This is a genomic window from Empedobacter sp. UBA7252 (assembly GCF_002472765.1).
Lineage (GTDB): Bacteria > Bacteroidota > Bacteroidia > Flavobacteriales > Weeksellaceae > Empedobacter > Empedobacter falsenii_B.
The window spans coordinates 10,843-29,445 of the sequence record NZ_DKSQ01000060.1 but is presented as its reverse complement, the minus strand read 5'-3'; the positions used below and the strand labels follow the sequence as shown (position 1 = coordinate 29,445).

The following is an 18,603-nucleotide window of genomic DNA, read 5'->3' as shown; positions in this document are numbered from 1 at the left end:
GGGTCAGTATTTGTATCAACCATTGCAAAGATTGGAATACCCAATTTTTGAGCTTCTGCTACAGCTATGTGCTCACGTACGATATCTACAATAAATACTGCAGATGGTAAACGTGTCATATCAGCGATAGAACCTAAGTTTTTCTCTAAAGATGCTCTTTGACGATCAACTTGTAATCTTTCTTTTTTAGATAGTGTTTCAAACGTACCGTCTTTTTTCATACGATCGATTGAATTCATTTTTTTAACTGCTTTACGGATAGTAACAAAGTTAGTTAACATCCCACCAGGCCAACGTTCTGTAATATAAGGCATGTTGATTTCTTCAGCATGCTTAGCTACAACATCTTTTGCTTGTTTTTTAGTTGCAACAAAAAGAACTTTACGTCCAGATGCAGCAATTTTTCCTAAAGCTTCAGATGCTTCATCTAATTTCACTGCAGTTTTGTGAAGATCGATGATGTGGATTCCGTTTTTCTCCATAAAAATATAAGGAGCCATAGCCGGATTCCATTTTCTTGTTAAGTGACCAAAGTGCACACCAGCACCTAATAAGTCCTTTACATTTACTTTTGCCATTTTCTTTTTTTTAGTTTACGTTCCGTTATCTCAACAAGCAACAAACAAGTGGTCGAAGAATTCTAGCCTTATTTGTTTAGATGCTAAACCAACGGAAAATGGATTTTTTAATGAATTGAATAAATTAACGTTTAGAGAATTGGAATTTCTTACGCGCTTTCTTTTGACCGAATTTTTTACGTTCAACCATACGTGGGTCACGTGTTAATAACCCTTCTGGTTTTAATTGTAAACGAAAATCTGCGTCAACTTCACATAAAGCTCTAGAAATAGCTAAACGAATTGCTTCAGCTTGACCAGTGATTCCACCACCAAATACTTTGATATCTACATTGTATTTCTCTTTTGTACCAGTGATTAAAAATGGTTGTTCTACTTTGTATTGTAATACTGCTGTAGGGAAGTAGATTGCTAACTCGCGCCCGTTAATGAAGATTTCTCCATTACCTTCTTGTAAGTATACACGAGCAACAGATGTTTTTCTACGTCCGATTTTATGAACTATTGCCATGGAATTAGATTATAAATATTCGTTAATATCGATTTGTTTTGGTTGTTGAGCTTCGTGATTGTGCTCAGTACCAACAAATACATGTAAATTAGTCAATAATTTACTACCTAATTTATTTTTAGGTAACATTCCTTTTACTGACTTTTCGATTAAGCGTACAGGATCTTTTGCAAAAACTTCTTTCGCAGTTAATGATCTTTGTCCACCTGGGTAACCTGTGTGACGGATGTATAATTTGTCATCCCATTTGTTACCTGTTAATTGAATTTTGTCAGCGTTTAAAACAATTACATAATCTCCACAATCTGCATGAGGAGTGAAGTTTGTTTTGTGCTTACCTCTGATAAGCTTCGCAACACCTGACGCTAAACGACCTAATGATAAGTCAGAAGCGTCCACAACTACCCATTCTTTCTGAGCAGTTTCTTTGTTGGCTGATGAAGTTTTGTAACTTAACGTGTCCACTATCTTGATTTTTAATATTTTATAAATTACCGACAATCCGATCGGGGTGCAAATGTACAAAATGATTCTGTTTTCCCAAAAGATTTTAGGAATTATTCGTCATTTTGATGGATTTGTACCATTTAGATGGTTGTCAAAACGTTTGCAAAATTACGTTAATTAATTGAATATCCAATATTTTTTTCGAATTAGACGTTCTATTTAATCGATTGATTGTATGAAAAAGAATTCGTTTTATTGTTTAATCAATTAAGTATGACGCTAAACAAAATTTAAAAACCGTGCAATTCAAAATTTAAATTGCACGGTTTTTTTTATTGTAAGATATCTTATTTTAACCTCTTGAGAAAGGTAAAATAGTTTGAGTTGTAGAACCTAAACCTTCAATTCCATATTCGATAACATCTCCTGGTTTTAGCCAAACTTGAGGTGTTTTTCCCATTCCTGATCCTGCAGGTGAACCTGTAGAAATAATATCTCCAGGTAAGAAAGACATAAATTGAGATAGGTAAGAAATTAATTTAGGAATACGGTAAATAAAATCACTTGTATTACCATCTTGCATTAATTCTCCGTTTAATTTTAACCAAACACGTAAATTATTTACATCCTCGATTTCGTCTTTTGTTGCAATAAAAGGTCCAACAGGTGCAAATGTATCACATCCTTTTCCTTTGTCCCAAGTTCCTCCACGTTCTGTTTGGAAAGCACGCTCAGAAATATCATTAATTAAGGCATAACCATATACGTGATTCATTGCCTCTTCTTCCGTTACATTATTTGCTTTTTCACCAATAATAATACAAAGTTCTGTTTCCCAGTCCATTTTTGTAGAACCATTTGGTTGCATAATTCCGTCTTCTGGTCCGTTAAACGATTGATTAGCTTTGATAAACATAATCGGTTCTGCTTGTTGTTGTAAACCTGTTTCTTTTACGTGATCATCAAAGTTAAGACCTACACAAACAATTTTTCCTGGGCGAGTTAAAGGTGTACCAATACGTACATCATCTTCAACTAATGGCAAGCTGTTAATGTTAAGCTCGATATATTTTTGTAAAGTTTCTTGTTTTTCTGTATTTCCAAAAAAATCATCATCATAAATAATTCCTGATGCTGAAACATCGAATTTTTTCTCATCGATGATTACACCTGATTTCTCCTGACCTTTTGGTCCGAATCTAAAAATTTTCATCTTCTTTATATTTTTTCCGCCACAAATATACGACGTATTGTTTTTTGATTAAATAAATAAAAAAAGACATCTGTCATTAACAGATGTCTTATAAAGATAAAAAATAATTATATTTATTTAAAATTATTTAGCAATTCCTCTCGAAATTACAATTTTTTGAATTTCTGATGTTCCTTCGTAAATCTGAGTAATTTTTGCATCGCGCATCATACGTTCTACATGATACTCGCGAACATAACCATTTCCTCCATGAATTTGAACGGCTTCCGAAGCAACTTCGTTCGCTGTTTTAGAAGCAAATAGTTTTGCCATTGCACCAGAAATAGAAATATCTTTTCCTTCGTCTTTCTCAACCGCAGCTTTAAAACATAACATACGAGCAGCTGTAATATTAGTTGCCATATCTGCTAATTTGAATGCAACAGCTTGGTGATTGATGATTTCTGTTTTGAATGCTTTACGAATTTTTGCATAATCTAACGCTAATTCATAAGCACCTTGTGCAATTCCTAAAGCTTGAGAAGCGATACCAATACGTCCTCCGTTTAAGACATTCATTGCGAAAGCAAATCCAAATCCGTCTTCACCAATACGGTTTTCTTTTGGCACTTTAACATCATTAAAGAATAATGAATGTGTGTCAGAACCACGGATTCCCATTTTTTGTTCTTTTGGTCCAATTTCGAAGCCTGCCCATCCTTTTTCTACGATGAAAGCATTGATTCCTTTGTGACCTTTTTCTGGATCAGTTTGAGCGATTACTAAATAAGTAGAAGCTGTTCCACCATTCGTAATCCAGTTTTTTGTACCATTTAATAAATAGTGATCTCCCATATCTACCGCAGTAGTTTTTTGAGAAGTTGCATCAGAACCAGCGTCTGGCTCAGATAAACAAAATGCTCCAATCACTTGACCAGAAGCTAATGGTACTAAATATTTTTGTTTTTGATCTTCGTTACAATATTTTTCCATACCAGCACAAACCAAAGAGTTGTTAACTGACATGACAACAGCAGCAGAAGCATCAACTTTAGCTATTTCTTCCATTGCAATGACATAAGAAACACTATCTAAACCAGATCCTCCGTATTTTGGGTCAACCATCATACCTAAGAATCCAAGTTCTCCCATTTTTTTTACTGCATCAGTTGGGAAAGTAGATGTTTCGTCGCGTTCGATAACTCCTGGTAATAATTCGGCTTTAGCGAAATCACGAGCAGCTTCTTGAATCATTAATTGTTCTTCCGATAATTGAAAATTCATGTGATTATATTATTTATGGTTTTTATTATTTTATGATTATGACTTTAAATTTTTATTCAAATTTTAGAGAAAAAACAAATGCTCTGGTTGATAATGAATTTAAACTTCCTGTCCAATATGGTACTGTTATTTGACTTCCAGGATTTCTAGGGTCATCTATAGTAGAATTATCAGGAACAATTTCATTATTAAAGAAGAACATACCTTTTAGAGCTGGTGTAAGTTTAAATCGTTTGAAATAAATTTCAACTCCAATTTCTGCTTGCCAGTTAAAGTTATTCGTTGTTGTTCTGAAAACTCCAGTAGCGTTATCGTCTTCTTTATTTTCGTTCGATTGTAAATTCATTAGATAACCCAAACCTCCTTGAATATATGGACGTGTATTGAACCAACGATCTCCGTGAAAGTTAAGTAACAATGGGATTTCGATATAAGTAGATTTTACTTCACGCATCACTTTAGATGGATCATCAATAGTTTCACCAGTTACTGGATCTAAATAGTTATTGAAATGTAAAATACGTTGCGCAAAATGCAATCCTGGTTCTGATTTTAAATCAATATAATCATTTACTCGCATTTTTGCGATTAATCCAACAGAGAAACCAGCTTTACTTTCTTGATCTAAATAAACTAAACCGTGTTCATTTACTCCATCATCTTCTGGAATTTGAGGAGTTCCTGGCAATGGATTTGTTTGTGCTTTTGGAACAATCTTGTAACTCATCATATTAGTTCCCAAGAAATATCCAAAACTAAATTTTTTCTGATCAGTTTCAGTTCTGTTTTCGCTTCTGTCATTATTAGGGCGAAACTGCGCATTTGCAATGCTAGCAACAGTTAACGATAATGCGATGATTAGATTTTTTCTCATAGACTTTCAACGAATAACAAGCAAATTTATTTTATACTCTTATAAATGCTTGCAATACCAAAAGTAAGTTTTTTATCAATAGGTTGTGTAAATTTTACACTTTTCAGAATGTTTTTCATTTCTTCTCCATGTGGAAAAGCACGAACTGAATCTGGTAAATAGGTATAAGCACTTTGATCTTTCGAAACCATTTTACCAATTGCAGGTAAAATATTTTTAGAATAAAATGTGTACAACTGTTTCATTGGAAAAGCTGTAGGATAAGAAAATTCTAAAATAACGAAAGTTCCTCCAGGTCTTAAAACACGATTAATTTCTGCTAAACCTTTCTCTAGGTTTTCAAAATTACGAACACCAAAAGATACGGTTACACAGTCAAAAGTGTTATCAGGAAAAGGTAAATTTTCCGAATCACCTTGTACCATTTCGATACGATTTTCTAATCCAGCTTCTTTTACTTTTTTGCGACCAACTTCCAACATTCCGTTAGATAAGTCTAATCCAGTAATTTTTGCATCGGTATTTTTACCCATCATAATTGCCAAATCTCCTGTTCCAGTCGCGATATCTAAAATCGTTTTTGGTTGAGAAGCTTTTACCATTTTGATAACATCTTTTCGCCATTGAATGTCGATTCCCATTGATAAAACACGGTTTAATAAATCGTATTTTGGCGAAATATTATCGAACATTTGCTCGACTTGTTTCTTTTTATTTAGATCTGATGCTTCGTAAGGAGTTACTGCATCGTGTTGATGATTTGCCATTTTGTAAAGTTATAAAATCTAAATCTTATTCGTAATTCTCGAAATAAAATTGTTTAAAATCTTCTTTGTTAAATATTTTCGATAAATCAGTTGCTTTCTCGCTTCCACTACTTTTTATGAACATTTTAGGATAATCTTGATCGATGTTATAGTAAAAGTTTTCGATGTATAATTGAGAAGATTTTTCGATAATTCCGTGATAAATCTTGTTATCTATTGCAATATTGTTTGATAAAAAGATAGAATCTTTATTTTTTCTAACACCATAAGGTCGTGTAAATGTATAATATTCTTGATGCGTTGGATTTATAAAACCATTTGCTCTCGTAATATCTACAACTGTATCTACATTTTTGTTATTAAAACTATAAACGATATGCGCTTTTCCTTTTTTCAAGTCTACTCTTGCATTTTGTTGCGGTGCAATTGTAAAATCTTTATCGTTAATTTTGATTGTCAAGGTTTTGTTTGATGGATTGTCAATCACATACCCATCTTTTTTGCTCAAAAAAGTGTTATAAACAACAACGATCAAAGCAGCTAATCCACAGACGATTAAAAGACCAATTAATGAAGGATTTTTTTTCATGCTGCTAAATTAATTATACTTTATTAATTTCGGCATGAGTTATTACATATTTTTCATGACTATTTTAATGAAATGTGTAACTTTGTCGCTATTATTTTTTTATTAAAATTGAACAATATTAATATGATAAACTCTGTAATTACAGGTTCTGGACACTATTTACCAAATAGAATTGTTACGAACGAAGATTTTGTTAACCACGAATTTTATGACGAAAGTGGAAATCGTTTGGATAAAACTGGTGAAGAAATTACGCGTAAATTTGAGGAAATTACAGAAATCAGAGAAAGAAGATATGTAGAAGATGATTTATTAAATTCTGATATCGCAACTTTTGCTGCTAAAAAAGCAATTGAAGAATCTGGCGTTAATCCAGAAGAATTAGATTATATAATCGTTGGGCACAATTTTGGAGATATTGATCCTGTTGGTCATCAAATTGATATTATGCCGTCAATTTCGGCAAAAGTAAAACACAATTTAGGAATCAAAAACCTAAAATGTAAACCTTATGATATGACATTTGGTTGTCCAGGTTGGATAGAATCATTGATTTTAGGACATCAATTTATTCAAGCAAATATTGCAAAGAAAGTTTTGGTAATCGGTTCTGATACGTTATCTCGTGCTGTAGATCCGCATGATCGTTCTGCGATGATTTTTGCAGATGGAGCAGGAGCAGTTGTTTTGGAAGCGAAAGAAGCTGATTATAAATATGGAATCATCAATCACGAAACGTTAAGTTATACAGGTGATGAATTGGCTTACTTGACAAATGGACGTTCTGCAAATCCAGATTATAAAGGTTCAATCAAAACAATTAATATGAAAGGTCGTAAAGTTTACGAATTCGTATTAAAAAATGTTCCACCAGCAATTAAAGAATTGTTAGATGAAACAAATTTATCAATTACCGATATTGATAAAATTTTATTGCACCAAGCAAATGCAAAAATGGATCATGCAATGATAGAGCGTTTATACAAATTATATGGTGTAGCTGTACCAGAAAAAATTGATCCAATGACGGTTCAATTCTTAGGAAATACATCTGTAGCAACGGTTCCTACAATGTTTGATTTAATAAAAAAAGGAGAATTAGCTCCTCATCAATTTCACGCAAATGATATAATTATTTTAGCTTCTGTTGGAGCTGCAATGAATGTTAATGCAGTGATTTATCAATTCGAAAAATAAAAACAAAAAACACATATACTATTGTGAATACATTCGGAAGACTATTTAAAATTTCAACTTTTGGCGAAAGTCATGGTGTAGCGATTGGAGGTGTAATTGATGGCGTTCCAAGTGGAATCGAATTAGATTTTGATTGGATACAAGCGCAATTAGATCGTCGTAAACCAGGACAATCTGCAATTGTGACACAACGAAAAGAACCAGATACAGTACAATTTCTTTCAGGTATTTTTGAAGGAAAAACAACAGGTGCTTCTATCGGGTTTATTATTCCGAATGATAATCAAAAATCTCACGATTACGATCATATAAAAGACGTTTTTCGTCCTTCTCATGCCGATTTTACATACGAAACCAAATATGGTGTTCGCGATCATAGAGGTGGAGGAAGAACTTCTGCGCGAGAAACGGCTAATTGGGTTGTTGGTGGTGCTGTTGCAAAACATGTGATTCCAAATATCAATATTACAGCTTATGTAAGCGGAGTAGGTGAGTTGAAGTTGGATAATGATTATTCTACATTAGATTTTTCTAAAATTGAAGAAACGGCAGTTCGTTGTCCAGATCTAGAAATGGCAGAAAAAATGATTAATCGTATCAAAGAAATTCGCAAAGAAGGTGATACAATTGGAGGTGAAGTAACTTGTGTTATTCAAAATGTGCCAGTTGGTTTAGGTGAACCAATTTTTGATAAATTGCATGCACGTTTAGGACAGGCGATGATGTCGATAAATGCCGTAAAAGGTTTTGAATACGGCGAAGGTTTTGCTTCTACATCGATGAAAGGTTCAGAAATGAATGATCAATTCAACCAAGATGGAACAACAAGAACCAATTATTCTGGAGGAATACAAGGTGGAGTTTCAAATGGAATGGATATTTATTTTAAAGTTGCTTTCAAGCCAGTTGCGACATTAATGCAAGAACAAACAACGTTGAATGCAGATGGCAAAATGGTAGAAATGCATGGAAAAGGTCGTCACGATCCTTGTGTTGTTCCAAGAGCCGTTCCTATTGTAGAAAGTTTAGCTGCGATGGTTTTGGCTGATATGTTGCTGATACAACGAACAAGAAATATATAAACAAAAAACTCCAACCTTTAAAGTTGGAGTTTTTTGTTATTGTCATTCTGAATGCAGTGTTAACGAAATGAAGAATCTGAGATTTTTCGACAAGCTCGAAAAGACAAGTATTTTTTGTTCTTAATAATTCTTAACCAAAATCCTTCATTTCTTTTCGATAAGTTTCTCCAATTGGTAAAATTTTCTGATTGAGATAAACAGAATTTCCATCAATAGAAGTTAAAAAATCAAGATTGATGATATACGAACGATGAATTCTTTTGAAATGATTTGGTAATTTTTCTTCGAAAGATTTCATAGTTTCTAAGACTAATATTTTTTCAGTTTTGGTATGAATTCGAATATAATCTTTCAAACCTTCAATGTAAATTAAATCTGAAAAATTAATTTTTACTTGCTTTCCATCTGCTTTTACAAACAAATAAGTCGACTGATTTTTAGTTGATGTCGTTTGAAAAAAATCAACATATTTTTTTATAGAGGCATCAAAACGTTCTTTCGTAATAGGTTTCAATAAATAATCAACCACATGAAAATTAAAACTTTCTAAAGCATAATCTTGATAAGCTGTTGTGACAATGAATTTCTGAGAATGATCAAGGATTTTCATCAACTGAATTCCAGTCAATTCGGGCATTTGAATATCTGTGAAAATAAGATCAACTTTATTATTTTTGAGAAAATCAATTGCTTCAAAAACTTCAGTTGTTGCAAGTGAAACAATTAAATTTTCATTTTCAGAAGCATGTTTTTTCAATAATTCAACAGCTAAAGGTTCATCGTCTAAAATAATACACTTAATTTTCGTCATTTAATGGAATTTTTAAGTAAATATGAAAGGTTTCATAATCGTTTTTAATTTCGAAAGTATAATTATTTCCGAAATAATAATTCAATCTTTTTTTCAAATTCGTTAATCCAATTCCTGAAGTTTCATCTTTTTGATGTTGATTAATTTTATTTGAAACGGAAATCTCAAGGTATTCAGAATTAGTTTTTAAATTGATTTTAATTGGATGATTAATGTCTTTTACAACACCATGTTTTATTGCATTTTCGATTAAAGGCGAAATAATATATGGATGAATTAATTTTTTAGAATTCTCAATCAAAAATTCTTTTTCGACATAAAATTTTTCTCCATAACGAATCTGCTCCAAATCTAAATATTGATTGATGTAATCAATTTCTCGTTCAATTTCTATTTTATCTTTATTGGTTTCGTAGGTTGTAAAACGCATAATTGCACTCAAATTTTCGATTGCTTTTAACGAATGAGGAGAATTTACACTCACCAAACTATAAATATTATTGAGTGTATTAAACAAAAAATGAGGATTTATTTGAGATTTTAAAAAAATAATTTCAGCTTCTTTTTTCTCTTTTTCAATGATGTTATTTTGTTTTAGTGTATGGATTGAATGAAATGTCATCCATAAAAAAAGTGACGAAAAAACGATAAAAGAACCATAATGTAAATTGTCGTAAATGTAAAAACTAATCGTTGTTCCTTCAAAATAATTGACTTTATGGAACAAAAAATCTGTAATAATTTGCTCAATAAAATAACGAACAATAATGAATGTTGTAAAGGAACATACTATAGAGAATAATATCGATTTCCAATTTATTTTTTTAAGAAAATAGGGGGCAATAAAAAAATAGATAATAAAAATTGTAATTAACTGAACAATATACATTGTTGATGCAAATAATGTAATTGATTTAAAAAATGAATTTCCGTTAGTTAGATTAACTAATCCAATTGTTATGTAATCAAACAGAATGTAAATAACCCAAAAACCTAAAAGTATAAATACGCTTTTTTGATTTGAGAAGCTTAAATTTTTTTTATCATCTTCCATTGTTTTTGTTTTTTGTAAAATTAGATTCTTTTCTACATAAAAGTGAAGTGATTCGTCGATTATTCAAATGGGTTAGTCGATAAATAAAAGTCAATTTTTTCAGAATCATAGAAATTTGAATCATAATTAAAAATTAACTCAAATGAAAAACTTATTTATTGCAATTGCTACATTTATTGGTACTATGAATTTATCTGCTCAAACAAAATATCAATTTCAAACAAAATTTGATGATGCTATTCCAGTTCTTAATATGGGAACTTTTCACATGGGATATACTCCAGATGCAAGTACGACTGAATTTGATGAGAATAACCAAGATAATGTTCGTCAAATACATGAAATAGCAAAGCAGATTGCGGCTTTTAAACCTACAATTATTTTAGTTGAACAAAATCCTTCTCGCAATAAAGTGTTGAATAAACTTTTTCAAGATTATTTACTTAATCCTAAAATGAAGTTTGAAAATCCAAACGAAGTTGAGTTATTGGCTTATGAAGTTGGGAGACTAAGCGGATCGAAGAAAATTTACGGAATTAATTATCAAGAAGATTATCTTTATATGCTTGGTGATTTGTTGAAAGAGCAAGATGATTCGATTACATTCAAAAGATACATTGAAATGTTCCGAAATAATGAATCGAAAAATGGAGTAACAAAAAAAGATGTAAAATTAAAAGAGTTATTGCAGTACTATAATCAACCAGAATTTTTAGATTTTTCTGTTGCAGTTAATGCGGATATGTTAACGACGGTTTCATACAAAAAATATCCAGTAGGAGCAGAGCAAGCGGCGAAATATTATCATAGAAATTTAGCTATGTTCTCAAATATGAACAATGTGCCGATTACAAAAGACGATCGTATTTTTGTATTAATGGGTGCTACGCATACGGCTTTCTTCAAAGATTTCTTACGACGTTCGCCAAAGTTTAAAGAAGTAAATACGTTAGATTATCTAAAATAAAAGCATAAAAAAACCTCGCAATTGCGAGGTTTTTTTATATATAGTTGAATAATAATTATTCTTCTGTAGATGGAGCTTCTTCTGTAGCAACTTCTTCTGATACTTCCTCTTTTTTCGCTTTTTTGTCGTTAGCGTAAATTGGGTTATCGAAGTTAAAGAAAGAACCTTCTTCTTTATTAGCGTTAGCTGCTTTTTGAGCATCTAATTTAGCTAATTCTGCTCTAGTTTTAGCAGCTTCTTCAGCAGCTTTGATAGATGCAGCATCTGGTACAATTTCAAATCCGAAATCTACTTCAACATCTCTGTGGAAACGAACTTTAGCTTCGTATTTTCCTAAACGTTTGATAGTGTTTCCAGGGATTCTAATGTTTTTCTTCTCGATTTCAACACCAGCTTTTACTAAAGCTTCTGCTAAATCTGCATTGTTGATAGATCCAAATAATTTGTCTCCAGAACCAACTTTAGCGTCGATTTTAACAACTAAACCATCTAATTTAGCTGCTTTTTCTTTTGCTGCAGCGATTAATGTAGCTTCTTCTGCTTTACGAGCTTCTAAAACTTCGTTTAATGCTTTTACGTTATTTGGAGTTGCAACTGATGCTAATCCACGAGGGATTAAGAAGTTACGTGCGTATCCAGGTTTTACTGAAACAACTTCAAATTCAAAACCTAAACCTTCTACATCTTGTCTTAAAATTACGTTCATGATATTTTAATATTTAGGTTATTATTTTAATTGATCACCAATAAATGGCATTAATGCTAAGTGACGAGCTCTTTTGATCGCTTTAGAAACTTTTCTTTGGTATTTTAAAGATGTTCCTGTGTAGCGACGAGGTAAAATTTTACCTTGCTCATTCACGAATTGAATTAAGAAATCAGCGTCTTTATAGTCAACGTATTTGATTCCAAATTTTTTGAAACGACAATATTTTGAGTTTGATTGTGTTTCGATATCTAAAGGAGATAAATAACGGATTTCTGATTCGCTACCTCCAGCTGCTTTTTTTGCTAAATCGTCAATTGCCATAGCTTTGCTTATTTGTTAGAGTTAGACTTTAATTTTGTTCTACGTTTTTCTGCCCAGTCCATACCGTGTTTGTCTAATTTCACAGTTAAGAAACGGATTACACGCTCATCACGTTTGTAAGCAACTTCTAATTGAGAAACTAACTCGTTATTGTCTGATTTAAATTCTACTAAGTGGTAGAATCCATTTCTTTTGTTTTGAATTGGGTAAGCTAATTTTTTTAAGCCCCAGTTCTCTTTTGCTACGATTTCACCACCGTTAGCAGTAACAAAGTCATTGAATTTATTAACTGCTTCCTCTACCTGAGAATCAGATAGAACGGGAGTCAAAATGAAAACAGTTTCGTAATGTGTCATTTTTAACTTCTTTTAAGTTATTATTTATACTAAAATTCGAGGTGCAAATATATAAATAATAATCCAAATATTACAAATGAATATTTATTGAATTTTTATTAAAACCTTATTTATTGAATATTATCGTTTTATCATATTGATCTTCAAAAAATATTGACTTTTTTTAAAAAAAATTTGCAGTTTAAAAAAAGTAGCTTACATTTGTCAACATAAAAGGCTAATGGCTTTTTCATAGGTTTAGGTTGGTTAAGGTTAAAACCCTCGTTTCTGCGAGGGTTTTCCTTTTTTTTCTAAAAACATCTTCTTAAATTTGGTCATAATAATTAATGTAAAATTTTATGACAACAAAATACAATCCTATTCCAAGCGAGTTATTCGTAAAGAACAGAGCGAAATTTGTAAAAGCAATGAAACCTCGTTCTCTTGCTATTTTCAATTCTAACGATATTTATCCAATTTCTTCAGATTCTACGTTACCGTTTGCACAACATCGTGATATTTTTTATTTATCTGGAGTTGATCAAGAAGAATCTATCTTATTAATTTTTCCTGACGCTTACGATCCTAAATATAAGGAAGTATTATTTGTTCGTGAAACAAACGATCATATTGCAGTTTGGGAAGGAGAAAAATTATCAAAAGCTCAAGCAACAGAAGTTTCTGGAATCAAAACTGTACTTTGGTTACAAGATTTACCAAATGTTTTGCGCAAATTGATGGTAGAAGCAGATAATGTTTATGTAAATAAAAATGAGCATTATCGCGTAACAGAAGCACCTCAAGTAGAAACGCGCGAAGATCGTTTTGTAAAACAATTGAAAGTAGATTATCCTGGACATACTTATTTACGTTCAAATCCTATTTTGCAACGTTTACGTTCTGTAAAAGAACCAGAAGAAATTCAATTGATTCAACAAGCGTGTGATATCACAGAAAAAGGTTTTCGTCGTATTTTAAATTTCGTAAAACCTGGAGTTTGGGAATTCGAAATCGAAGCTGAGTTTGTTCACGAATTTCTTCGTAATCGTTCAAAAGGTTTTGCATACACGCCAATTATTGCGTCTGGAAATAATGCAAATGTGTTGCATTATATTCAAAATAATCAAGAATGTAAAGATGGTGATTTGATTTTGTTTGATGTTGCAGCTGAATATGCAAATTATTCATCAGATATGTCACGTACAATTCCAGTTAATGGAAAATATACAAAACGCCAACGCGAAGTTTATGATGCAGTTTTACGTTGTAAAAAAGAAGCGGAAACGATGTTAGTTCCTGGGAATAATTGGTACAAATACCACGAAGAATTAGGAAAAGTTTATACTTCTGAATTGTTAGGTTTAGGTTTGTTGGATAAAGCAGATGTACAAAACGAAGATCCAGCTTGGCCAGCTTACAAAAAATACATGATGCATGGAACGTCTCATCATATGGGATTAGATACACATGATTATGGTTTATTGACTGATGATTTTGTGGCTGGAATGGTTTTCACAAACGAGCCAGGATTCTATATTCCAGCAGAAGGTTTTGGAATTCGTTTGGAAGATGATTATGTAATTCAGAAAGAAGGAAAACCTTTCAACTTGATGCAAAATATTCCGTTAGAAGCAGAAGAAATCGAAGATTTAATGAATAAGTAATCTTTCATTATATTAAATGATAACAAAAATGGAACTCAATATTGAGTTCCATTTTTTATTTTAAAGAATATTCTTAATCATTTTCTGGCGCATCATGTGATGGAATGTCATCTAAATCTAACATTTCTTTTGCAAGAGCAATCATACGTGGCGTTCCGGTATGTTTATTTTTTTCGTCCGAAAGTTTTACAACACCTGTCCATTTTATATCAATAGAAGAAATTTCGGTCAATTTCATCACGATATTCATAGGTTTTAAATCAGTGTCGTTTGTTAAGTTGGTTCCAATTCCAAATGATAATCCAATTCTTCCTTTGAAAGCTTTTGTAATCATTTCCACTTTTTCTGAATTTAATCCATCCGAGAAAATAATCGTTTTGAATAAAGGATTGATGCCCATTTTTTCGTAATGCGCAATTGTTTTTTCTCCAAACTCAATCGGATCTCCAGAATCATGACGAACACCATCAAATAATTTAGATAATTTTTTATCAAATTGTCCAAAGAAAACATCCGACGTATAAGTGTCAGTCAAAGCAATTCCTAAATCACCATAATAAACTTTTACCCAACGATCTAAACTGATTGAATTCGCGATTTTGAATCCGTAACGTGCACCATGAAACATAAACCATTCGTGAGCGTGTGTTCCAATTGGTTTTACACCATATTTATGCGCAAAGTGAACATTCGAAGTTCCAACAAAGCTTTTTCCTTTATGGTTTGTTAATTCTTTCATTACCACATCATGAACTTCGTAACTGTGACGACGACGGGTACCAAATTCCGCAACTGTAACGCCAAGACGATTGTATAAATCAACTTTATCGCTTGTACGTTTTGTGATTTCTTCGTTAGAAATGCGTTGCGCATTTGTTAATTTATAGAAAATTTCACTAATCAAACACAAGATTGGAACTTCCCATAAAATAGTACGATACCAATATCCTTCTACGTGAACTTCTACATCAGTACCGTTTTGAGTGATTTTTACTTCATTTGGATCATAGCGATAACCTTGCAAAAAATCTAAATAAGCAGGACTTAAATAAGGGCAATTTATTGTGAAAAAATTTTTTTCGTCTTTGGTTAAAGAAAGCGAAGCCATTGCATTGATTTCTTTTTGCAGTTCTTCCGCAAAACCTTCAGGAAATTGATGTTCACCACGGTTAATGAATTTATAGCGCGCCATTACATCTGGATACAATTTTGTAACGCCAAATTGCATGGTGAATTTATAGAAATCGTTATCGATAATAGATTTTATTATACTCATTTTTTAGGTTTAATTCTAATACATTTTGAAATTTAAAGATAAAAAAAAACCATCAATACAGATGGTTTTTGTAAGATTATCTTATTTTGAAGATAATTATTCTGTTGTTCTTTTTTCGATTTTAGGTAATTCGAAATTGAAAATTATAGTTGCATCTCTATAAGCTGAAAATTCAGTCAATCCTGTGCTTGTAACATAATATTTGTTTCTCGCATAAGCTAAACGAGAAGGTAAAATAATTACACCTTGAAAGTTATACAAGTCAGTTGTAGCACGTTCAGTTGTTTTGAAATGTTTTAATCCTTCTACAAAGTTTTTTAATTCGATGTGTTCTCTTTTTACCCCATTTTTAATTTCAGTTGCTGTTGGTGTAAAGTAATAAAAAGTTGGATCTTGCGTAGCAGAACCATCTCCAGTATTTATACTTGAGTAATAAAACTGATCCAAAGAACCATATTTTCTTTTGTAGTCTGTACTATTTGTTGCAACAAAATATGTTGAAATAGAACTTAGATAAATAGAAGTACTATCATTAGAAATAATAGTTTTTCCTGTTCCTTTATGATTAGGATTTTCGGCATACCAAATTCCTAATTCATCTTGCTTTGCTAAAGATTTTAATGTTGGATAAGCATCATCTTCGTTTCCTTTGATGGTATCAAATTTTGTAAGTACACCTTTAGAGTTGAAGTAAAAATCTTCCATGTATTGTTGAATCGCTTCATCATCTAATGCATTACGTTCTTCAACTGGAATCTTAGTTTCTTTATTCACACCGTTATCATCATCATTATTACATCCTACTAAAACAGCAGAACATGCAATTAAAGTAACGAAGAATTTCTTTATCATGTTATTTCGATTTATATTGCGAATTTAGAAAAAATATTAGTTTAACCTAACAAATATTCAGTTTTAAATGAGATTAGATAAATTTCTTTGGAGTGTTAGATATTATAAAACGAGATCTTTAGCGGCTGATGCGGTTAAAAAAAATCGTGTAAAAGTAAATGGAGATGTAGCAAAAGCGTCGCGAGATATAATTCCAGGTGATGCGATTGAGGTGAGAAAAGATCAAATAAATTTATCTTTTAAAGTATTGCAAGTGCCAAATAATAGAATTGGAGCTAAATTATTAACCTTACATATTGTGGATACAACGCCAAAAGAAGAATATGATGTGTTAGAGCTTCGTAAACTTTCGCAAGATTATTATCGTGAAAGAGGTGAAGGTCGACCAACGAAAAAAGATCGTCGAGATTTGGATGATTATTTAGAAGAGGGAGGAGAAGATACTGAAGGTATCATTATAAAAGGAGAAGATTTGGATTAATTCCAAATCTTCTCCTTTTTAAGATGTTTCATAATTTCGTCCAAAATCTCTAATGTACTTTGGTTTGAAATGCTGATTGTATATTTTGCCTTTTCATAATATTGATTGCGTTCAAATAAATGTTTCGCAATAAACTCCATCATTTCTTCATTAGAAAGATGAGCAATTAAAGGTCGAGTTTCTTTTTTATTTTCCAATCGTTTCACCAATTGCGGTAATTGTACACGCATGAAAAATGAAATTGAATTGTTGGCAATCTCATTCATATTATCGTAATAAACAGGAGTTCCACCGCCTAAAGAAAGCACAATGTTTGTTGAAGTCAGAACTTCTTTTAAGGCTTCTCTTTCTTTTTTACGAAAACCTAATTCGCCTTCTTTTTCAAAAATCTCACTAATTTTTGTTTGATATTTATTTTCGATAAAATCATCAAGATCGATAAATTCGAAACCCAATGCTTTGGCTAAATCTTTTCCGGTAGTCGATTTTCCGCTACCCATATATCCTACTAAAGAAATAATCATGATTAGTCTACTGGTAAGTCTTCTGAATAAAAAATAGTTAATCTCGCATATCCATCAAACGTATCAATTTGATATGAATACGTATTCTCCAAACGTCTTGCATCATAACGTTCAACATTATAAGTTACTTGATAATCTTCGTTAGTAACGATTGAATTTGAATGATGGTATTTAGATTTTGGCGCATCTTTTTTGATTTCTGCTCTATATTGATTCAAGAATTTAATAGGAAAAGAATATGTTAATTTATAAACAATCTCTTGCGAAACCTGTATTGCTGTTATTTTATTCAAAAACATCGTTCCTTGATTATTGTTTTTAATCTTCAAAGAATCTAAACGATCTGAATTTTGAATGTATAAATTTTTTCCAAGTTTAGAAACCTTGAAACAACGATCATTCAATTTTTGATGAATAATCTGTGGTTGATCTTTTATTAATTCCTTTAATTCTTTCAATGCAAAATTAGACAAATGTGCATCTTTTGTTTCCTGATTACAATTGTTTGCATATTCAGAATCGGGTACGTCTGCCTCTGGGTTGTCAGATTTTTTACACGACACTATCGAAAACAAAGCAATAATAATATATAGTATATTCTTCTTCATTCTAAAATTTCAATCTTTAAATAGCGTTCCGAAAATAATTTCGGTTCACATAGATTTAGATTTGCTGGATGACAAATATAGTATATAAATCATTTATCAAATATATAAAATGATGTTTCTATGGCTTATTTTTTCAGTTTTCTTATCCGAAATTCTATCTTTCAAAAAAAAACTAAAAATTTATCTAAATTTAAGTTCTTAAAACCGAAATGATTAATTAATAAATTGTAAAAAACTTCACAAAACGTTTGTTAAATTAGTATTAAACGCCCTATATTTGCACTCGATTTAAGAAACCGACCTGGTAGCTCAGTTGGTAGAGCACAACACTTTTAATGTTGGGGTCCTGGGTTCGAGCCCCAGCCAGGTCACTTAGTCAAAACGTTCTTTTTTATATAAAAAAATAAAAACGTCTTTCGTTTTGTAAACTCAGATATAATCGTATATTTGCAGTCCGAAAAAACGGAGACCTGGTAGCTC

21 protein-coding genes, 1 tRNA gene and 1 pseudogene are annotated in these 18,603 nt (G+C 31.5%); 6 read left to right on the top strand and 17 right to left on the bottom strand.

Going from position 1 to position 18,603, the window contains the following annotated elements:
• From rpsB to B2X73_RS08760, 8 genes are all read right to left on the bottom strand, one after another.
• Positions 1–578, bottom strand: a 578-nt coding sequence (gene rpsB / locus B2X73_RS08795; RefSeq protein WP_291096264.1) for a 30S ribosomal protein S2, incomplete at its 3' end; no start/stop codon positions are given.
• A 124-nt stretch (positions 579–702) separates the two neighbouring features.
• The gene (rpsI, locus tag B2X73_RS08790; protein WP_038334481.1) at positions 703–1,089 is read right to left on the bottom strand and encodes a 30S ribosomal protein S9; all 387 of its coding nucleotides are present in this window, start codon (positions 1,087–1,089) and stop codon (positions 703–705) included.
• A 9-nt stretch (positions 1,090–1,098) separates the two neighbouring features.
• A complete protein-coding gene (gene rplM / locus B2X73_RS08785; RefSeq protein ID WP_038334665.1) occupies positions 1,099–1,554 on the bottom strand; it encodes a 50S ribosomal protein L13 in 456 nt (151 codons plus the stop codon).
• A gap of 334 nt (positions 1,555–1,888) precedes the next feature.
• Complete coding sequence (locus B2X73_RS08780; protein WP_125348772.1) at positions 1,889–2,749, bottom strand: fumarylacetoacetate hydrolase family protein; 861 nt, start codon at positions 2,747–2,749, stop codon at positions 1,889–1,891.
• 123 nt (positions 2,750–2,872) lie between these two features.
• Positions 2,873–4,012: an acyl-CoA dehydrogenase family protein gene (locus tag B2X73_RS08775; protein WP_115001412.1), complete on the bottom strand. Its 1,140-nt coding sequence runs from the start codon at positions 4,010–4,012 to the stop codon at positions 2,873–2,875.
• 52 nt (positions 4,013–4,064) lie between these two features.
• Positions 4,065–4,886 carry a porin family protein gene (locus B2X73_RS08770; RefSeq protein ID WP_291048687.1) on the bottom strand — a complete coding sequence of 274 codons (822 nt, stop codon included), beginning with the start codon at positions 4,884–4,886 and terminating at the stop codon, positions 4,065–4,067.
• A 26-nt stretch (positions 4,887–4,912) separates the two neighbouring features.
• The gene (gene ubiE / locus B2X73_RS08765) at positions 4,913–5,653 is read right to left on the bottom strand and encodes a bifunctional demethylmenaquinone methyltransferase/2-methoxy-6-polyprenyl-1,4-benzoquinol methylase UbiE (protein WP_038334486.1); all 741 of its coding nucleotides are present in this window, start codon (positions 5,651–5,653) and stop codon (positions 4,913–4,915) included.
• 25 nt (positions 5,654–5,678) lie between these two features.
• The gene (locus B2X73_RS08760) at positions 5,679–6,242 is read right to left on the bottom strand and encodes a hypothetical protein (protein ID WP_291048683.1); all 564 of its coding nucleotides are present in this window, start codon (positions 6,240–6,242) and stop codon (positions 5,679–5,681) included.
• A 123-nt stretch (positions 6,243–6,365) separates the two neighbouring features.
• Here B2X73_RS08760 and B2X73_RS08755 point away from each other — a divergent pair, with 123 nt between their 5' ends.
• Both B2X73_RS08755 and aroC read left to right on the top strand, forming a co-directional pair.
• A complete protein-coding gene (locus tag B2X73_RS08755) occupies positions 6,366–7,439 on the top strand; it encodes a 3-oxoacyl-ACP synthase III family protein (protein ID WP_291048680.1) in 1,074 nt (357 codons plus the stop codon).
• A gap of 23 nt (positions 7,440–7,462) precedes the next feature.
• Positions 7,463–8,521, top strand: coding sequence for a chorismate synthase (aroC, locus tag B2X73_RS08750; protein WP_115001405.1), 1,059 nt, complete (start codon positions 7,463–7,465; stop codon positions 8,519–8,521).
• Positions 8,522–8,651: 130 nt separating this feature from the next.
• Here aroC and B2X73_RS08745 read toward each other — a convergent pair whose 3' ends face one another.
• Complete coding sequence (locus B2X73_RS08745) at positions 8,652–9,332, bottom strand: LytR/AlgR family response regulator transcription factor (RefSeq protein WP_219033596.1); 681 nt, start codon at positions 9,330–9,332, stop codon at positions 8,652–8,654.
• Positions 9,319–10,059, bottom strand: coding sequence for a sensor histidine kinase (locus B2X73_RS08740; protein WP_291051155.1), 741 nt, complete (start codon positions 10,057–10,059; stop codon positions 9,319–9,321). Before B2X73_RS08740 ends, B2X73_RS08745 begins: the two co-directional genes overlap by 14 nt.
• A 469-nt stretch (positions 10,060–10,528) precedes the next feature.
• Here B2X73_RS08740 and B2X73_RS08735 point away from each other — a divergent pair, with 469 nt between their 5' ends.
• Positions 10,529–11,353, top strand: coding sequence for a DUF5694 domain-containing protein (locus tag B2X73_RS08735; protein WP_280038012.1), 825 nt, complete (start codon positions 10,529–10,531; stop codon positions 11,351–11,353).
• A 208-nt stretch (positions 11,354–11,561) separates the two neighbouring features.
• On the opposite strand, the pseudogene rplI reads toward B2X73_RS08735, so the two are convergent.
• The 3 genes and pseudogenes from rplI to rpsF all read right to left on the bottom strand — a co-directional run.
• Positions 11,562–12,059 (bottom strand): annotated as a pseudogene (rplI, locus tag B2X73_RS08730) (50S ribosomal protein L9); the annotation flags it as partial.
• Positions 12,060–12,080: 21 nt separating this feature from the next.
• Complete coding sequence (gene rpsR, locus B2X73_RS08725) at positions 12,081–12,383, bottom strand: 30S ribosomal protein S18 (protein ID WP_019976570.1); 303 nt, start codon at positions 12,381–12,383, stop codon at positions 12,081–12,083.
• An 8-nt stretch (positions 12,384–12,391) separates the two neighbouring features.
• The gene (rpsF, locus tag B2X73_RS08720) at positions 12,392–12,739 is read right to left on the bottom strand and encodes a 30S ribosomal protein S6 (protein WP_038334492.1); all 348 of its coding nucleotides are present in this window, start codon (positions 12,737–12,739) and stop codon (positions 12,392–12,394) included.
• A gap of 338 nt (positions 12,740–13,077) precedes the next feature.
• Between rpsF and B2X73_RS08715 the strand changes: the two genes are divergently transcribed.
• Entirely contained in the window at positions 13,078–14,382 is a 1,305-nt protein-coding gene (locus B2X73_RS08715; protein WP_180904959.1) for an aminopeptidase P family protein, read from the top strand.
• Positions 14,383–14,455: 73 nt separating this feature from the next.
• Here the strand turns inward: B2X73_RS08715 and pncB are convergent, their stop codons facing one another.
• Both pncB and B2X73_RS08705 read right to left on the bottom strand, forming a co-directional pair.
• Positions 14,456–15,658, bottom strand: a complete 1,203-nt coding sequence (pncB, locus tag B2X73_RS08710) for a nicotinate phosphoribosyltransferase (RefSeq protein WP_280062556.1) — start codon at positions 15,656–15,658, stop codon at positions 14,456–14,458.
• A gap of 96 nt (positions 15,659–15,754) precedes the next feature.
• The gene (locus tag B2X73_RS08705; RefSeq protein WP_286494656.1) at positions 15,755–16,510 is read right to left on the bottom strand and encodes a hypothetical protein; all 756 of its coding nucleotides are present in this window, start codon (positions 16,508–16,510) and stop codon (positions 15,755–15,757) included.
• Between the two features lie 67 nt (positions 16,511–16,577).
• On the opposite strand from B2X73_RS08705, the gene B2X73_RS08700 reads away from it, so the two are divergent.
• Positions 16,578–16,991, top strand: a complete 414-nt coding sequence (locus B2X73_RS08700; RefSeq protein ID WP_180904955.1) for an RNA-binding S4 domain-containing protein — start codon at positions 16,578–16,580, stop codon at positions 16,989–16,991.
• On the opposite strand, the gene B2X73_RS08695 is transcribed toward B2X73_RS08700, so the two are convergent.
• Positions 16,988–17,515: a shikimate kinase gene (locus B2X73_RS08695; RefSeq protein WP_180904953.1), complete on the bottom strand. Its 528-nt coding sequence runs from the start codon at positions 17,513–17,515 to the stop codon at positions 16,988–16,990. The two genes, B2X73_RS08700 and B2X73_RS08695, sit on opposite strands and share 4 nt — an antisense overlap.
• A gap of 2 nt (positions 17,516–17,517) precedes the next feature.
• Positions 17,518–18,123 carry a hypothetical protein gene (locus B2X73_RS08690; protein ID WP_115001390.1) on the bottom strand — a complete coding sequence of 202 codons (606 nt, stop codon included), beginning with the start codon at positions 18,121–18,123 and terminating at the stop codon, positions 17,518–17,520.
• 298 nt (positions 18,124–18,421) lie between these two features.
• Here B2X73_RS08690 and B2X73_RS08685 point away from each other — a divergent pair.
• Positions 18,422–18,494 (top strand) — tRNA-Lys (locus B2X73_RS08685).
• Positions 18,495–18,603: the final 109 nt, after the last annotated feature.

Coding starts and splice junctions, on each gene's coding strand:
- rpsI (WP_038334481.1), bottom strand. CDS start 1,089: ATGGCAATAGTTCATAAAATCGGACGTAGAAAAACATCTGTTGCTCGT.
- B2X73_RS08780 (WP_125348772.1), bottom strand. CDS start 2,749: ATGAAAATTTTTAGATTCGGACCAAAAGGTCAGGAGAAATCAGGTGTA.
- B2X73_RS08775 (WP_115001412.1), bottom strand. CDS start 4,012: ATGAATTTTCAATTATCGGAAGAACAATTAATGATTCAAGAAGCTGCT.
- B2X73_RS08770 (WP_291048687.1), bottom strand. CDS start 4,886: ATGAGAAAAAATCTAATCATCGCATTATCGTTAACTGTTGCTAGCATT.
- ubiE (WP_038334486.1), bottom strand. CDS start 5,653: ATGGCAAATCATCAACACGATGCAGTAACTCCTTACGAAGCATCAGAT.
- B2X73_RS08760 (WP_291048683.1), bottom strand. CDS start 6,242: ATGAAAAAAAATCCTTCATTAATTGGTCTTTTAATCGTCTGTGGATTA.
- B2X73_RS08755 (WP_291048680.1), top strand. CDS start 6,366: ATGATAAACTCTGTAATTACAGGTTCTGGACACTATTTACCAAATAGA.
- B2X73_RS08745 (WP_219033596.1), bottom strand. CDS start 9,332: ATGACGAAAATTAAGTGTATTATTTTAGACGATGAACCTTTAGCTGTT.
- B2X73_RS08735 (WP_280038012.1), top strand. CDS start 10,529: ATGAAAAACTTATTTATTGCAATTGCTACATTTATTGGTACTATGAAT.
- rpsR (WP_019976570.1), bottom strand. CDS start 12,383: ATGGCAATTGACGATTTAGCAAAAAAAGCAGCTGGAGGTAGCGAATCA.
- rpsF (WP_038334492.1), bottom strand. CDS start 12,739: ATGACACATTACGAAACTGTTTTCATTTTGACTCCCGTTCTATCTGAT.
- B2X73_RS08715 (WP_180904959.1), top strand. CDS start 13,078: ATGACAACAAAATACAATCCTATTCCAAGCGAGTTATTCGTAAAGAAC.
- pncB (WP_280062556.1), bottom strand. CDS start 15,658: ATGAGTATAATAAAATCTATTATCGATAACGATTTCTATAAATTCACC.
- B2X73_RS08705 (WP_286494656.1), bottom strand. CDS start 16,510: ATGATAAAGAAATTCTTCGTTACTTTAATTGCATGTTCTGCTGTTTTA.
- B2X73_RS08700 (WP_180904955.1), top strand. CDS start 16,578: ATGAGATTAGATAAATTTCTTTGGAGTGTTAGATATTATAAAACGAGA.
- B2X73_RS08695 (WP_180904953.1), bottom strand. CDS start 17,515: ATGATTATTTCTTTAGTAGGATATATGGGTAGCGGAAAATCGACTACC.
- B2X73_RS08690 (WP_115001390.1), bottom strand. CDS start 18,123: ATGAAGAAGAATATACTATATATTATTATTGCTTTGTTTTCGATAGTG.